The 16,576-nt window shown below is 56.2% G+C and carries 12 protein-coding genes; 6 read left to right on the forward strand and 6 right to left on the reverse strand.

Translation table 11 applies throughout. The features are described 5' to 3' along the window. Positions 1–31: 31 nt before the first annotated feature. The 4 genes from BSR28_RS02820 to BSR28_RS02835 all read right to left on the reverse strand — a co-directional run bounded on the left by BSR28_RS02820 (position 32) and on the right by BSR28_RS02835 (position 7,469). Positions 32–1,939 carry an AMP-dependent synthetase/ligase gene (locus BSR28_RS02820; protein ID WP_073708868.1) on the reverse strand — a complete coding sequence of 636 codons (1,908 nt, stop codon included), beginning with the start codon at positions 1,937–1,939 and terminating at the stop codon, positions 32–34. 4 nt (positions 1,940–1,943) lie between these two features. Beyond that, the gene (gene valS, locus BSR28_RS02825) at positions 1,944–4,613 is read right to left on the reverse strand and encodes a valine--tRNA ligase (protein WP_073713299.1); all 2,670 of its coding nucleotides are present in this window, start codon (positions 4,611–4,613) and stop codon (positions 1,944–1,946) included. 69 nt (positions 4,614–4,682) lie between these two features. Then, entirely contained in the window at positions 4,683–5,507 is an 825-nt protein-coding gene (gene proC, locus BSR28_RS02830; RefSeq protein WP_083562973.1) for a pyrroline-5-carboxylate reductase, read from the reverse strand. Beyond that, positions 5,508–7,469, reverse strand: a complete 1,962-nt coding sequence (locus BSR28_RS02835) for a helicase HerA-like domain-containing protein (protein ID WP_180372208.1) — start codon at positions 7,467–7,469, stop codon at positions 5,508–5,510. Between the two features lie 124 nt (positions 7,470–7,593). Here BSR28_RS02835 and BSR28_RS02840 point away from each other — a divergent pair, with 124 nt between their 5' ends. The 3 genes from BSR28_RS02840 (at position 7,594) to holA (ending at position 11,077) form a co-directional block, all read left to right on the forward strand. After that, complete coding sequence (locus BSR28_RS02840) at positions 7,594–8,403, forward strand: ComEA family DNA-binding protein (RefSeq protein ID WP_073713300.1); 810 nt, start codon at positions 7,594–7,596, stop codon at positions 8,401–8,403. 63 nt (positions 8,404–8,466) lie between these two features. Next, a complete protein-coding gene (locus BSR28_RS02845; RefSeq protein ID WP_073713301.1) occupies positions 8,467–10,056 on the forward strand; it encodes a ComEC/Rec2 family competence protein in 1,590 nt (529 codons plus the stop codon). 46 nt (positions 10,057–10,102) lie between these two features. Beyond that, complete coding sequence (holA, locus tag BSR28_RS02850) at positions 10,103–11,077, forward strand: DNA polymerase III subunit delta (RefSeq protein WP_073708872.1); 975 nt, start codon at positions 10,103–10,105, stop codon at positions 11,075–11,077. A 187-nt stretch (positions 11,078–11,264) separates the two neighbouring features. Here holA and rpsT read toward each other — a convergent pair whose 3' ends face one another. After that, a complete protein-coding gene (gene rpsT, locus BSR28_RS02855) occupies positions 11,265–11,525 on the reverse strand; it encodes a 30S ribosomal protein S20 (RefSeq protein ID WP_073708873.1) in 261 nt (86 codons plus the stop codon). A 223-nt stretch (positions 11,526–11,748) separates the two neighbouring features. Beyond that, complete coding sequence (locus BSR28_RS02860; RefSeq protein WP_233120595.1) at positions 11,749–12,384, reverse strand: type II toxin-antitoxin system PemK/MazF family toxin; 636 nt, start codon at positions 12,382–12,384, stop codon at positions 11,749–11,751. 190 nt (positions 12,385–12,574) lie between these two features. Between BSR28_RS02860 and lepA the strand changes: the two genes are divergently transcribed. From lepA to hemW, 3 genes are read left to right on the forward strand one after another with little or no spacing between them, the layout of a single operon-like run. Beyond that, positions 12,575–14,440 (forward strand): translation elongation factor 4, encoded by a 1,866-nt coding sequence (gene lepA, locus BSR28_RS02865; RefSeq protein WP_073708874.1) that lies wholly within the window; start codon positions 12,575–12,577, stop codon positions 14,438–14,440. Then, the gene (gene trmB, locus BSR28_RS02870) at positions 14,437–15,264 is read left to right on the forward strand and encodes a tRNA (guanosine(46)-N7)-methyltransferase TrmB (RefSeq protein ID WP_073713302.1); all 828 of its coding nucleotides are present in this window, start codon (positions 14,437–14,439) and stop codon (positions 15,262–15,264) included. The genes lepA and trmB overlap by 4 nt, the downstream gene beginning before the upstream one ends. 4 nt (positions 15,265–15,268) lie before the next feature. Continuing rightward, complete coding sequence (gene hemW, locus BSR28_RS02875; protein ID WP_073713303.1) at positions 15,269–16,531, forward strand: radical SAM family heme chaperone HemW; 1,263 nt, start codon at positions 15,269–15,271, stop codon at positions 16,529–16,531. Positions 16,532–16,576: the final 45 nt, after the last annotated feature.

A 16,576-nucleotide genomic window follows, 5' to 3' on the forward strand; every position in this document is an offset into this window, starting at 1 on the left:
CCAGCAGTGACCTAGCAGGCGGTTAATACACTCAGTGACCGCGTTCTACCGGGCCACCATAGATCTCATCGATCTCAGCCTTAAAGGTTGCCAAAACATTTGGTCGTTTAACCTTCATCGACGGCGTTAACAGGCCGTTATCTTCCGTAAAGTCAGTTACCAAGACCTTGATTTTACGGATTGATTCTGCCCTAGAAACCTGCGCATTGGCCCGATCTACCGCACGGTCAAGAGCCTCGAGCACCTCAGGGTGTCGGGCCGCTTGCGCGACGTCCATATTAGGCAATCCGTGATTCTGTAGCCACATAGGTAGCATTTCCGAATCCAAGGTAATTAGCGCCGCAATAAACGGACGCTTGTCGCCAACCACTACGACCTGAGAAATCAACGGGTGACCACGCAGGGGATCTTCCAAGACTGCCGGAGCCACGTTCTTACCACCGGCGGTCACGATCAGTTCCTTAGCACGACCAGTAATTCGTACATAGCCGTCAACATCAAGGGAACCAATATCGCCGGTGCGGAACCAACCGTCTTCAGTGAAGGCCTCTTCGTTAGCCTTATCGTTATTACGGTAAGCACGCATGACGGATGGGCCCTTAATTAGGATCTCACCCTCGTCAGAAATCTTGAAAGCCACCGTAGAGATGGGCGGACCGATGGTGCCAATCTTAGACAGGCGCGTGGTATTTACCGAAGCGATCAGGCACTCGGTCAGACCGTAGCCTTCAAGGACCTGCAGGCCGGCACCACGGTAGAAGTGTCCCAGACGCAAACCCAGGGGACCGCCACCAGAGATAACCATTTTGACGTTCCCACCCAGAAGGTGTCGAATCTTTGAATACAGTAGACGATCAGCTAAGAGGTGCTGCGACACTAGGGTCTTCGAGGGGCCCTCTTCAGTGTCCAGAGCCTGCGAATAAGCGATCGCAGTACGTACTGCCCAGCGGAAGATACGGCTCTTAGTGCCAGAAGCGGCGGCTTGGGCCTCTGCCGAGTTGTAAATCTTCTCGAGGACGCGGGGTACCGCCAACAGGTAAGAGGGCCGGAAAGAGGCCAGATCATCCAAGAGGCTCTTCACGTTCGGGGTATGACCCAAAACGCCACCACCAGAGATCTGGAAAATCTGCAGGAAGCGAGCGTACACGTGCGCCAAAGGTAAGAACAAGAGTAGGCGCGAGTCGCGGCCCTTGGCCACATCAGGCATCCACTCGTGGCCATTCATCGCCAGGATGGTGAAATTACCGTGAGTAAGCTCAGCCCCCTTGGGGCGACCAGTGGTGCCAGAGGTGTAAATAATCGTCGCTAGTGAATCAGTATTCAGCGCGGCGCTGCGTTCCTCCACGACCGCTTGGGCTACCTCGCGGCCGGCTTCCTTAATGCGGACGATACCGGAATCGTCAAGAGCAAGGACGTCGATCAGTTGATCCTTTTCAACCGAAGCGCGCACTAGGCGACGCATGGTGGCATTTTCAGTGATCACCATCCGCACATTAGCATCAGAGACAATCCAAGAAATCTGTTCCGAGGAAGAGGTCTCATAGATCGGCACCGGGACTAGCCCGGCTGACCAAGCAGCAAAATCTAGCAGGGTCCACTCATAGGAAGTGTGCGCCATGATGCCCACCGAATCACCCGGCTGCAGGCCCAAGCCCACCAAACCACGCGCAGTGCTCATCACGTCAGCGGCAAAATCCTTGGCCGAGACACGACGCCACCCACGACCCAGGGAGTTGCGAACCTCGATCAGTGTCCCATGCGGGGTACGCTCGACGCGGTCTGCCAGAATCCACGGCAGGGTCATAGAAGAATCAGTCTTGGCCATGACCGGGCCATGCCATTCAAATACTTCGGTCTGACCGGCACTTTCAGGATCGTTTTGAGCTAGCTGATCTTCAGGTTGCTCTGCTAACGGGTCGGGGGCTTTATCACCAAACATTGGATCACTTTCGCTTCGCCGGCGGTTCACCGAGTTCGTGTTCAGCCATCTCAACCGCCTCAACAGAGGCAGCTTCGAAGACTAGGTCACCGGTAACGACGGCAGCCTTTTCAAGGTCAGTGCGGATTACTTCAAGATCAGCGACGGAAGCTTCCGGCACGGAAAGCACAGCCTTCAGGATCGGAGTCTTCGGGGAAACCTTGGCCTCCGACTTGATCTTTCGAAGTGCCATCAGAGCCTGAGCGGCTACCTCTAGCAGTTCGGCACCAGCGGGGGCTTCACCAAACTCGTCGACGGTCGGCCAAGCGGCCAAGTGGACGGAACCTTCACGGTACCAGGACCAGACTTCCTCCGCGCTGTAGGGCAGGAAGGGAGCCAAGAGGCGAACCACGGTGTTAACGACTAGGGCCAGGGCGGCGCGAGCGGAGGCGGCTTCCTCCTCGGGCCAGATACCGTCACGGTTGTAGGCGCGTTCCTTTACGAGCTCTAAGTAGTCGTCGGTGAAGTGCCAGAAGAAGGTTTCGGTAATCTCTAGGGCACGAGTATGGTCGAAGGCTTCGAAGGCCTCGGTCGCACTGGTGACGACCTTTGCTAGCTGGGCGAGGACCGCGCGGTCCACAGCCTGGGTAACTAGCTTAGGATCTAGGGCCACCTGGTGGGTTTCCGCATCCATGGTCAGGGCGAACTTAGAGGCGTTCAGCAGCTTAATCGCCAAGCGACGGCCAACCTTCATCTGAGCCTCGTCGAAGGTGGCGTCAGTGCCTAGGCGTGCCGAGGCTGCCCAGTAACGAACGGCGTCCGAACCGTGCTTTTCTAGGAGCCCCATGGGGGTCACCACATTGCCCTTAGACTTGGACATCTTCTTACGGTCGGGGTCTAGGATCCAGCCGGAGATGGTGGCGTGCTGCCAGGGGAGGCAGTTGAACTCTAGGTGGGAACGGACCACGGTAGAGAATAGCCAAGTACGAATGATGTCCTGACCCTGCGGGCGGACGGTCATGGGGAAGAGCTTCTTGAAGAGGTTCTCATCGCGCAACCAGCCAGTGGCTAGTAGGGGAGTTAGGGACGAGGTTGCCCAAGTGTCCATGATGTCGATTTCGGCGGTGAAACCACCGGGGACATCACGCTGGTCTTCAGAGAATCCGGGCGGGCAGTCGACCGAGGGGTCAACCGGAAGCTGGGCGAGCTCGGGGGTGAGGACCTGCTGGTAGTCCACGTCACCAGATTCGGTGATGCGGTACCACAGCGGTAGGGAAACGCCGAAGAAGCGCTGACGGGAGATCAACCAGTCGGTGTTTAGACCCTTAACCCAGTTTTCGTAGCGGACGCGCATGAAATCGGGGTGGAAGGCTAGTTCCTGACCGCGGGAGACTAGCTCTTCACGGAGGTCAGTCTGGCTGCCATCGCGAGTAAATTCGCGACCACCGTTGCGGATGTACCACTGACGAGAGGTTACGATTTCTAGGGGCTTGTCACCCTTTTCGAAGAAGTTGGTCATACGCTGGGTGGGCTTGGGCTCACCGAGCATTAGTTCAGCGGCCTGGAGGGCCTCGACGATTTCCTTACGAGCACTGAAGGTGGTCTTACCGGCACAACGTTCGTAGAGCTCGCGGCCAGCTTCATCGGTGATCCACTCAGGAACTTCAGCTAGCAGGCGGCCGTCCTTGCGAAGGACGGAGCGCATGGGCAGTTCTAGTTCACGCCACCACTGCACGTCGGTGATATCACCGAAGGTACAACACATGGCGATACCGGCACCCTTGTCCTTTTCGGCGGCCGGGTGGGCTAGAACCGGGACGGAAACATTAAAGACCGGGGAGGTTACGGAGGTGCCGAAGAGGTGCTGGTAGCGCTCATCATCCGGGTGGGCGATTAGCGCCACACAAGCGGGCAGCAATTCCGGGCGAGTAGTTTCAATGACTACATCTTTGCCGTCTTCGGTGCGGAAGACTAGTGAGTGGTAGTGGCCCGGGTATTCGCGAGCTTCCAGCTCTGCCTGTGCTACCGCGGTCTGGAAGGTAACGTCCCAAAGGCCGGGGGCTTCGGCCTGGTAGGCTTCACCGCGCTCTAGGTTACCTAGGAAAGCTGCCTGGGCGACCTTACGGGCGTTATCACCAATGGTCTGGTAGGTGAAGTTCCAGTCCACGGATAGGCCCAAGTGACGCCAGAGGGATTCGAACTGCTGCTCGTCATCCGCGGTTAGTCGCTGGCAGAGTTCAATGAAGTTCTTACGACTGATCGGCTTCTGGTCAGCGGCCTTAATGGACTTGCCTTCGCCACCCTCGTGAGGGGGGATGAAGTTTTCCTCGTAGGGGAGGGTGGGGTCGCAGCGGACGCCAAAGTAGTTCTGGACGCGGCGTTCGGTGGGGAGACCGTTATCGTCCCAACCCATGGGGTAGAAGACGGCCTTACCGTTCATGCGCTGGAAGCGAGCTAGAACGTCAGTGTGAGTGTATGAGAAGACGTGGCCGACGTGTAGGGAACCGGAGACGGTGGGCGGCGGGGTATCGATGGAGAAAACGTCCTCGCGCGGGGCGTCTTTTTCGAAGGTGAAGGTGCCAGTCTCTTCCCAGTGCTGGCCCCATTTAGCTTCTAGACCATCAGCGCTGACCCGATCTGGGGCATCAGCGGTGGGGAATTTTTCCGGCAAGGGGGCTAAACGGTCTAAACTCATACTTTTAGTCTTTCCTTCAAGTTAACGAATGGTGCCCTTCGACAGCCACAACTAATACAGTATTTTAGGCTAATCGCGACTAATTTTTGCATCGGCAGTCAAAGCGGCAAAAAATGCGTCCTGCCACACTTTTCGAAGCCCGCTAGATTCAGCCGCTAGGAGGCCGGCGACGGTCGAGCCACCCGGGGAACAAACCCGGTCTACTAGCTGCGCCGGCACCTGCTCTGATTCGGCTAGCTCTTGGATTAGCTGCCCGGTTCCCAACAGGGACTGGGCAGCCGCGAAAACCGCCTGCTGCTTGGTCAAACCCGCTGCTACGCCCGCCTGGGCGAGGGCGTCGACCGAGGCTGCGAACCAGGCTGGTGAACAGGCCGCGACGGCAGTGAAAGCCGCTAGCTTTGCTTCCGGGATTACCTGAACCTGCCCAAAGGTAGCCATGATCTCTTCAGCTAGCGCTAGTTCCGTTTCAGTTACCTCAGCTCCAGCTACTAGCGCAGTCATTGATTGCCCAACCTGGGCGGCAACGTTCGGCATGGCCCGGATAAGGTGCACCCCCTCGGGCAGATCATTTTGAATCTGCGCTAGAGAGCGTCCGGCGGCGAGGGAAATAGCTAGTGGTTTGGACCTGGCTAGGACCTCCTGCTGTGCCTGTAGCGCTGATGCTTGATCGGCAGGCTTCATCCCGAGGATCAGGACTTCTGCCGTGGACAGTAGTTCGGCATGATCAGCGACGTAGTTAACGCCGGTTTCTTCAGCCAGTTTGGGGGCCCGGGTGCCAGAGCGATCCGTTACGTAAATCAGTTTCGGATCAACTCCAGCAGCTACGAGTCCAGAAACAATCGCGCCCCCGAGGGCACCTGCTCCCCAAAAAGCAATTCTCTTTTCGATGGCCACTTAGCGCCTCCGCGTACCGAATAGGGTACGGGTAATTTCACGGCCCAACTGAGTGCCAATAGAACGCGCCAGGGAACCGAAAGCCTTATCTGCAGTTGACTGAGTCGTACGGGAAGTTCCCCGAGTAGAGTAGGTGCGTCCGGCTGCCCGGGCCCGCTCCCGCTCCAAACGATCGAGTTCCTTCTCCCGCTCGCGACGAAGACGTTCAGCTTCCTTTTCCTGTTCCGCGCGCTGTGCGGCGGCCTCAGCTTCCCGCTGCGCCTGCTCAGCCTGGGCCTGAGCTTGGGCCGCTTGCTGAGTCAAAACCTCATAGGCGGATTCGTCATCGATGCGGGTCTTGTACTTCGTGACCAGCTCAGAACTGGCCAGAATCTGGTCACGCACCGCGTCATCGGCCGCACCCATGACAGAACGCGGAGCCCAGAGGCGAGTCGGGGCTACCGGCGAGGGGGCGCCCTCCTCGTTCAGGAAGGTCACCACGGCCTGACCGGTACCAAGCACGGTTAGGAGCTCTTCGAGGTCGTAGTCAGACTTCGGGAAGGTCGACACGGTAGCCTTGAGGGCTTTCGCATCGTTGGGGGTGAAGGCGCGTAGGGCGTGCTGAACGCGACCTGCCAACTGGCCTAGGACGTCCTCGGGAATATCCTTCGGGGTCTGGGTTACGAAGAAAACGCCAACCCCCTTAGAACGGATCAAACGGACGGTCTGAACGATCTGACGCAGGAATTCCTTGGTGGCGTCCTTGAATAGCAGGTGCGCTTCATCGAAGAAGAAGATCAGCTTCGGGGCCGCCTTATCGCCCACTTCCGGCAGGGTGTTGAATAGGTCTGCTAGCACCCACATGAGGAAGGTTGAAACTAGGGCAGGACGCTGAGAGAGGTCCTGCATGCGCAGAACGTTGATGACGCCCTCACCATCAGCGCGGTGCTTGAGTAGGTCTGCGGTGTCGAAGGCGGGTTCGCCAAAGAACTTGTCGCCGCCCTGGGATTCGAGGGCAGAGACGGCACGTAGGATTACGCCGGCGGTGGCGGTAGAAATACCACCAATATTCTTTAGTTCTTCCTTGCCTTCATCTCCGGTCAGGTAGGAGACGACCGCTTTAAGGTCCTTTAGGTCGTCGAGTAGGAGGCCTCGCTGGTCAGCCCAAGAGAAAACCAGCTGGAGGGCCTGTTCCTGAGTTTCGTTCAGATCAAGGGTACGGGCCAGCAGTAGGGGACCCATATCTGAGACTCGGGTGCGTAGCGAGACGCCGGGAGCGTCCGGAGTGGCATCACCGATGGTCATAAACTCAGTGGCGAACGCGTGGCCATCCCAGTCCTGACCGTTGGAACGGGTACGGGCGATTAGTTTTTCCGAGGCGGTACCTGCCTGTGCAACGCCCGTCAGGTCACCCTTAACGTCAGAAAGTAGGACCGGTACGCCGTTGGCGCTCAGGGCCTCAGCTAGGAGCTGTAGGGTACGGGTCTTACCGGTACCGGTAGCGCCGGCGACTAGGCCGTGACGGTTAAACATCGAAAGGGGAACTTTAATTAGCGTTGAGGGGTCGGCATCGCCATCATCCTTACGCAAGGCACCTAGAGTAACGTGGGGGCCGGAAGGATTGTAGGCATCTCGAATCTCTGGCTTCGTGGAATCTGCCGGGTCTCCCGCGGCAGAGGCCGGGGCTTCAGAGCTAGTGCCTGCGCCGGTTGCGGGGGCTTCAGGAGTCGGGGCGGCAGCGGGGGCCGGAGTGGCTTGAGCTGCTGATGCTGGGGGTACCTCGGCCGGGTCTGCGGCAGCTTCCGGAGCTGCCTCTGGAGCGGGGGCAGGGGCCCCTCCTTCTGCCTGGGCGGCTTTTAACTGTGCTTGTAGGGCGGCGGCTTTAGCAGCGGCAGCTTTGGCGGCGGCTTCAGCGGCGGCGGCCTCGGCGGCAGCTTGGGCAGCAGCGGCTTCGGCTTGTAAACGTTCCAATTCGGTGCTCATAGTCACCATCTTAGGGAAAACGTGAGCACCTGTCAGACTTAAATCCCATTTTCCACAAAATTGAAATCCACAATTATCAATCTTGCGCCCCAAAGCACTAGGATTCAGCAGTCATATTGGCTCCATGAGCACACCCCAGTTTCAAGAAGCCAGACAAATTCTAAAATCCGTCTACCAAAAGCAACTTCGCCAGCCCACGGAGACCAAGGCAAGCAAAAAGCTAGGCCTCTGGGGAGACCCGGGAAAACGCCCCTGGTTGCCCGTAGGTATTGCCCTAAGCCTCATCGTCCTCTTGTTCTTCTACCTGACAGCCATGCCCAAAGCTGATGAGGAAGCCCCTTTAATTGGCGAACCGACAGTTAGCGCTACTTCTCACCAGGGGCGGGAGCAAGACCAGAGTACCGGGGAAGAAGCAGTCAGCAGTGAAGAGACTAAAGAAAGCGATCAGGTAGTAAGCTCCAACCCGAAAACCGTCGTTTACCTAAGCGGAGCAGTTAAACATCCAGGGGTCTACGAAATAGCCACCAATGACAGGGTCATTGATGTCCTTGAAAAAGCTGGGGGAGCGAAGGAAGCTGCAGACCTCAGTGCCGTAAACCTAGCCGCCCCACTAACGGATGGTGAACAGGTTGATATCCCAACCCGTATAGGAGATCAACAAGAGCTGCCACAGAAAGCTCAGGGCTCAAAATCCACCTCAGCGAAAACCAAGCAAACACGGACCAGAGCAGCCATAAAGCGCAAGCTCCGGATCAACCATGCTAATGCCCAGCAACTCCAGGAACTCCCAGGTATCGGACCTGCCTTGGCCCAAAGAATTCTGGAATACCGAAAAACTCACGGCCCTTTCAAACGCCTTTCGGAACTGAGCCAAGTAAAAGGAATCTCAGTCCGCACGCTAGAGCGTCTCACCCCACTGATAGCGCTTCCCTAAAGCGACGGTAAACCGATGTAAGAACCCCCAAAGCGAGGAATCTAGTGGAAGTAGAAGAAGAAAATGGATCGCCAGACCCAAAGCAAGTATCAAGCTACCCTGCCCATCATGACCGGACCATGGGCAGCGGTACTACTTGCCAATCAGCAGGTAACGGCTGCCAGCGCGATACCGCTTGTGTTCACCATCCTGATGCTGAGCTACCTACCAACAATACTGAAACTGACAAAAAACGCCCCGACTGAGCACACCGGCCCGTGGCTAAAAAGCGCCTGCGGAAGATTCCTAGTTGTACTGGTAATTAGCCTCTTACTTTTTGGAAAACAGCAAAGCCAACACCACGCCGTCATCGACCTCATGCAGGGGACTCGGAAGGGGAGCGCGTCGGGAACGACCATGCCTAAAAACCCCGCTGAGACACAACAAGTCCGGGAGCTAAGGATCCGCTGGTACCAGGCTCCAAGGTTTTCCATGACGCGACACCAATGGGTTAGTGCAGGCCAAATAATCACCAAAGACCAAACCTACCGGGCAGAGATTCTTTGGCCCTCCCAACTTCCGCCTCTTCCCAGTGGGACGCAAGTAGTTCAAGCCCGGCTCCAGCAGGTAACTAAACTTGGAAAGCCCTACCTGAAGGTTCAAGTCAAACAGGTGCACCAAACTACCACCACGCCCATAAACCGATTCCTAGCCGCAGGCGCTTTCGTTAGAACTAAGTATTTGAAACAGGTAGCCCGGAGCCCCGGAGAACCCAATGCCCGCAAACTCCTAGCGGCCATGGTCCTAGGAGAAAAAGATCTCCCAAAGACGGTCAAGAATCAGTTACAACGCAGCGGGATCAGTCACCTAACAGCATTATCCGGCTTGCACCTGAGCATCGTCACCATGCTCTTTATCTACACTTACGGCTGGTTAAAGAGAAAGGACTTAAGGGGGCATCGAAAAGGTAGCGCCCTTTGCGCCATTTTTGGGATCCTCATCTATCTCTGGCTTGTTGGACCTAGCCCTTCACTGATACGTGCCGCCCTGATGGCCACCCTAGTTACCTTCAGTGTCGTACTAGGAATCAGCGTGAGAGGAAAACAGGTACTAGCGTTGAGTGTTCCGGTAGCCCTCTACTATTGGCCAGAGCTAGCCGGCTCAGCCGGGTATGGACTCTCAGTCCTGGCTACCGGAGCAATCTGCGCCTATGCCAAACCGATGAGTGAAGTACTACCGTCCTTCTTGCCGCAGAAGGTCCGACAGGTTGTCTCTGCCAGCCTATTAGCCCAGATTGCGACGCTGCCGCTCATACTTGCTCTAGGCTGGCAGCCCAGCCTTTATGCACTTCCCATGAACCTGCTACTTGCGCCGGTTATCCCCGTAATTTTGATTCTGGTTTTACTGGCCGTAGCCCTAAACCTCTGCTGCCCGCCCCTAGCAATGGTAATTACCTATCCAGCCTTAAAACTCGGACAACTCATCTTGTACCTCAGCGAGCTAATTAGTGGCCTGCCGGGAAGTGCGCTTCCCCTTCCGCCCGGTCCAGTAATACCTATTTTGCTTTCCCTTACGGGAGGGGTGATTTATTTGCAGTTGGAACGCATCAGAGGGACGATCTTCAGGATTAAAAACCTAAAACAAGGTAAACTCCTAAGGGACCGCAGAAACTGAAATTCTGGTTCTGAGGATTTAGAGATTCATCAAGGAAATCGAGGAAATGGCAAAAGGAACTAGCGCGCACGCCACCACCTGGGATCGCGTAAAGATCGCCCCCATTGTGGTCCTCAGTGGCGCAGAAGAGCTATTCGCACAACGCGCGATCGCGCAGCTTCGTGAGCAGTTCCAAAAGCAATTTTCTGAATACGAAAAAACCACCCTAGATGCCTCAAACTACAAAGAAGGGGAACTGGCCACCGTCACTTCGCCGTCCCTGTTCGCCGAACCGCGACTAGTGATCGTTGAAAACGCCGGCAGCGGGGATCGAAAGTTCTACCAAGAACTCGAAAAATACGCCCAATACCCAGCCGATGATGTGTGCCTAGTGCTAAATCGGGGAGTGGGACGCTCTGCCCCCAATACTTTTAAGAAACTAGCAGCAGACTACCCAGAAGTTCAGTGCCCCAAACTGAAATATGCCAATGAACTCAATCAGTTCGTCAACCAAGAACTACGACGAGCCCGACGCAGTGCCACCGGCGGCGCAATCCAAAAACTGGTCCAAGCAGCCGGAACCAACCTCGCCGAATTAGCCTCAGCGATCACGCAACTGATTTCCGATAACCAGGGTGAAATTTCCGAAGCAGACGTCGATCGACATTTTGCCGGGCGGGTAGAAACCACTCACTTCGAAGTTGCCGATGCGGTAATCGAAGGAAAAATGCCCACCGCCTTGATTAAGTTCCGACAGGCCCTAGACACCGGCGGTAACCATCTAGGGATTCTCACCATGCTCGCGAAAAAACTACGGGAAGTGGCCCTTTATCAAGAGGATCCCAGCCTCGTTGCTGTTCCCCGCTTCGCGCTTCCCCAACTGCGAGAAGCTGCGCGAACTTGGAGTCCGCGGGCTCTGGCCGGTGCAATCTGCGCGGTGGCGCGGGCTGATGAAGAAGCTAAAGGCGCCTCGAAAGATCCCGAGCATGCCATCGAAAAATGCTTGATTGTCTGCTGTCGCCTAAAAGCCGGAAAAATTTAAACCATCAGTTAAAGAACTGCCGGCTCAGCCAGATTACCTAAGCAGAGGCCTCAAACTAGCGGATAAGTGAAAGATCCGAACTAAAAGAGGCAGCAAAAACGGGCCATCCGCTACTTCTCTAGATCTACCTAGAGGGGAGTAGGGAATGGCCCGTAACGCTTTAAGCGTTAGCTACCAGCGGTAAAGCTCAGAGAGCTGCAACCTGCTTAGCTAGCTTGGACTTGCGGTTAGCAGCCTGGTTCTTGTGGATAACACCCTTGGAGACGGCCTTATCCAGCTTGCGGGATGCAAGACGCAGAGCAGACTCAGCTGCTTCGCGATCGCCGGATTCAATAGCCTCACGGGTCTTACGCACAAAGGTACGCAGTTCAGACTTGTAAGCCTGGTTACGTACACGGCGCTTTTCGTTAGTCTTAATACGCTTCTTCTGGGACTTAATATTTGCCACGGTTGCTCTTTCGTGCCTTAGTTCTGACAGGGTCGGTGAGGGCTGTGTCGCATCCGGGACTGGGGCGTGGGGACACCCGTGGAGTGGATAACGACCGGTCATGCCCTCCGACCGAAAGGCATGTCCAAATGAACACTCTACCATACTGGCAATAGGTCGCCAGTGGTCTTAACTATGAGTTTAGTGACTAAAAAGTGGGCACTACACTACAGAAAGCCGATGTTTAACCCCAAAAGTCATGCAGTGCGGCAGCTGCCGCAGAGAACTGACCCTGGGAAACTTTACCGCCAATCCGGCGAACCTGATCCATAGGAACCACCAATAGTCGATCCAAACGCATTTCTGAAGTTCGGTGCTGAGAATCCCAATCGCCCTGGCCTACTTCATGCCAGTAGCGGCCCCAACGTGCCTCCTGATCCGCATCAACATCATGATCCTTACTGGTCAACTGCGAAACAATCAAAGAGGAACGGTAACGAGCCAAGACCAAGACCGGACGATCCTTGCCCTGAGTGTCGTCCTCCTCGTAAGGAACCCACGTCCAAACCACTTCACCCGGATCAGGCAAGTTATCGCGGTGCGGTTCATAGGTAAGTTCTGGTAAACCTAAACGCTCGGTATCCCAAACCGCAATCCGGGAAGCCAACTCAGCCGCCTCGGAGGCAGAAGGATGGCCAGAGGTAGAAGGTGCGCTGGACCTAGAAGTAGAACGGGACGAAGAACGCTTCGAAGATCCAGCGGGACGAGTAGTCCGGCGAGGCCCACGAGAAGTCCCCTTAGTGGCATCACGCAACATATCGTTAGCAGTGCGTCCCAAAGCGCGCATCAAAATATTAAAAAGTGAACGTAGGAAATCCACCTGCAGGCCTCCAAAACCAGATCAAAAGTGCCCCTAAGTGCCAAAGCTAACAGCGCTCCAAGGGGCTTAGTGCGCATAACTACAAAGAACTATAGCGAAATGGGAGGAAAATAGCAGTACTCATTTAGGCCTCGGCCGGCAGAACATGAGATAATAGCCCCCGATAAGCACCTAAAAGAGAGAGGTAAACGTGGCCCCGATCCCAAGCCCGCAACAGCTTGCCCAGATCCAACCTGCCCAAACCCCGGCAAACCTGATCCGCAACTTCTCAATCATTGCGCACATCGACCACGGAAAATCCACCCTCGCGGACCGCATGCTTCAAGCCACCGGCGTCGTCCAACCCCGTGACATGCGTGCCCAGTACCTAGACCGCATGGATATCGAACGCGAACGCGGCATCACCATCAAATCCCAAGCTGTTCGCATGCCCTGGGAAGTAGACGGTCAAGCCTACTCGCTAAACATGATCGACACTCCTGGACACGTGGACTTCAGCTACGAAGTTTCCCGCTCCCTAGCCGCCTGTGAAGGTGCTCTTCTGCTAGTAGATGCTGCTCAGGGAATCGAAGCACAAACCCTAGCGAACCTCTACTTGGCCATGGAAAACGACATGGTCATCATCCCCGTACTAAACAAAATCGACCTGCCGGCCGCCCAGCCTGAAAAATACGCCGAAGAAATGGCCAACCTGATTGGTTGCGACCCCGAAGACTGCCTAGCGGTCTCAGGTAAAACCGGGCAGGGCGTCCCCGAACTACTAGATCGAATCGTCAAGGAAATCCCCGCCCCCTCAGGCCAAGTTGATGCCCCCGCACGCGCCATGATTTTCGACTCCGTATACGACACCTACCGCGGCGTGGTCACCTACGTGCGTGTCGTTGACGGACAACTCAAGCCCCGCGAACGAATCCAAATGATGTCCACCGGGGCCCTACACGAACTACTAGAAATCGGTGTGATCAGCCCCGAACCCAACCCCTCAAAGGGCCTAGGGGTGGGCGAAGTAGGCTACCTGATTACCGGCGTAAAAGACGTCCGCCAATCCAAGGTCGGTGACACCGTCACCGGAGCCACCAACCCAGCCGATGAAGCACTAGCTGGCTACCAAGACCCCAAGCCCATGGTGTTCTCTGGTATCTACCCGATCGACGGCTCAGACTTCCCGAACCTTCGCGAAGCCCTAGACAAGCTCAAACTAAACGACGCCGCCCTGACCTACGAACCGGAAACCTCGGCCGCGCTAGGCTTCGGCTTCCGCTGCGGCTTCCTAGGCCTACTACACCTAGAAATCGTCCGTGAACGCCTAGAGCGCGAGTTCAACCTTGAACTGATCGCCACCGCACCCTCGGTAATCTACGACGTCACCATGGAAGACCGCAGCGTCGTCACCGTGACAAACCCGTCCGAGTTCCCCTCCGGTAAGGTCAAAGAGATTCGCGAACCCGTCGTCCGCTGTACGATCCTGTCGCCCTCTGACTACGTCGGCCAGATTATGGAACTGTGCCAAGACCGTCGCGGCACCATGCACGGCATGGACTACATCACCCCTGACCGGGTAGAAATGCACTACACCCTACCGCTGGCAGAAATCGTCTTCGACTTCTTCGACCAGCTCAAGTCCCGCACCCGCGGTTATGCCTCTATGGACTATGAGCCCGAGGGGGACCAGGCAGCAGACCTAGTAAAGGTCGATATCCTGCTAAACGGCGACCAGGTCGACGCTTTCTCTGCCATCGTCCATAAGGACGCCGCCTACGCCTACGGCGTGCGCATGACCGCCAAGCTCAAGGAACTAATCCCAAGGCAGCAGTTTGAAGTGCCCGTCCAAGCTGCGGTAGGCTCTCGCGTGATTGCCCGCGAAACCATCCGGGCACTACGTAAGGACATGCTAGCCAAGTGCTACGGCGGTGACATTACCCGTAAGCGCAAACTGCTAGAAAAGCAGAAGGAAGGCAAGAAACGTATGAAGGCCATCGGTCGCGTGGAAGTCCCCCAAGATGCCTTCATCGCCGCCCTCACCTCTGATGCCCCAACCGGCAAGGAAAAGAAATGAGCACCCGCGCCTACGGTTCGCACGACATTATTGACCTTAAAGGTGAACAGCTACCCGATGGTCGCTTCCGGGCCCGCACGAAATCCTTCGTTCGACGTGGCACCCGCATGGCGGCCTCGCTAGAAAACACCTGGCAAGAACACGGACCCAAGTACCTAATCGAAGTACCTCGGGCGATCGGACACACGTCCGTCGACCCCAATATCACGCTGGACTTTAAAGAGGTATTTGGTAATGACCACCCGGTGATTCTAGAAGTTGGCATGGGTGCTGGCGATCAGATCGTCAACGCGGCCAAGAACCACCCAGAAAATAACTACCTGGGCCTAGAAGTATGGCGACCTGGAGCTGCTAAAACCATCTCCAAAGCTGCTAATGCCCAGCTAGAAAACCTACGGATCCTAGAAGCCGATGCGGTACAGGTTCTGCAGACGTTAGTGCCTGCCGAATGCCTAGCTGAAGTCTGGACTTTCTTCCCTGACCCCTGGCGGAAAGCTAGGCACCACAAGCGCCGCATTGTCCAGGTCGAATTCGCGCAGCTGGTTGCTAAAGCCCTAGTCCCGGGCGGAATCTGGCGACTGGCCACCGACTGGGACGACTACGCCTGGCACATGCGAGACGTGCTGGCGCAAACTCCGGAACTAGTTAACCTCTACGAGGGTGCAAACCCCCGGGAAGACGATCCTGCCGGCCCGACCGTAGGTGGCTTTGCTCCCCGTTGGGAAGAACGCGTTCTAACCCGCTTTGAAAACCGCGGGCGAAAAGCTGGACGAATCATCATGGACTTCCAAGCGCAAAAACCGCTGACGGAAGTCAACCACTGAGGCCATGCCGCAGCAACCGACTGGAGAAGTATTCGACCAGAGTCGGGGATTGCCACCCGCCCCTTCGGACCCGGCACCTCTAAGTGCCTACCTGCACATTCCGTTTTGCCGGATTCGCTGTGGGTACTGCGACTTCAACACCTATACCTCTGAGTTCGGTCCCGGTGCTGACCACGGAAGTTTCCACCAGAGCCTAATCGAAGAAATTCGCCAGGCCTCACGCTTCCTTGAGGCCAGCGGATACCCCCAGCGTCCCCTAAAAACGGTCTTCTTTGGTGGTGGTACCCCCACCATGCTGGAACCAAGGATCCTGAACCAGGTACTGCAGGCGCTGCGCGATGAGATTGGGATTACCACGGATGCTGAAATCACCCTAGAAGCTAATCCCGATACCGTCACCGAACAGAGCCTAGCCGAACTAAAAGCCGGCGGTTTCAACCGGGTCTCCTTTGGTGTTCAATCATTCGTCCCGCATGTTCTGCAAACCCTAGATCGAACCCACCGCCCGCAAGCCGTCCCGGAAGTGATCGCGGCAGCCAAAAAAGTGGGTTTCTCTACCTCTCTAGATCTGATCTACGGCACTCCCGCGGAATCTGTTAAAGACTGGGAAGAGAGTTTAAAACAGGGTATCGCATTAGAACCAGACCATATTTCAGCCTACTCCCTGATTATTGAACCAGGCACTAAACTTCATGCCCGGATGGAGCGGGGGGAAATACCCTGGCCCGAGGATGATGACCAAGGAGAAAAATACGAGGTCGCGGACCGCCTCCTAGCCGAAGCTGGCTACCAGTGGTACGAAATCTCAAACTGGGCGCGCAAAAGCGGCGAAAACCTACCCGACGGCTACCCCCGGCACGCCTCGAGGCACAACTTGGCCTACTGGCAAAACCACGACTGGTGGGGATTCGGGCCCGGTGCGCACTCACATATCAACGGGCAACGCTGGTGGAACGTCAAGCACCCCCTCGCATACGCACAGAATCTACAGACCGGTAAGTTACCTGTCGCCGGGACCGAGATCCTGTCCGCAGCAGACCGAAGCCTAGAAAATCTCATGCTAATGATCCGCACCCTAGAGGGCTACCCGCGCGAACTCTTAATCTCGGGCACGGAAAGTGCCCAAAAAATCGCTGACCTGATTAGAGACGGGCTGATTGATGCCCCCTCGGCCCTGAAAGGTCAACTAAAACTCACCCTCAGTGGACGTCTATTGGCCGATTATGTAGTTCGCACGCTCTCGGATGAACTGAACGTATCAGAATAGGGAAGAAAAACCGCAAACAGGCGCGGAAAAGCGAACTAATTGCCG

It is taken from the genome of Boudabousia liubingyangii (assembly GCF_001907245.1).
Classification (GTDB): Bacteria; Actinomycetota; Actinomycetes; order Actinomycetales; family Actinomycetaceae; genus Boudabousia; species Boudabousia liubingyangii.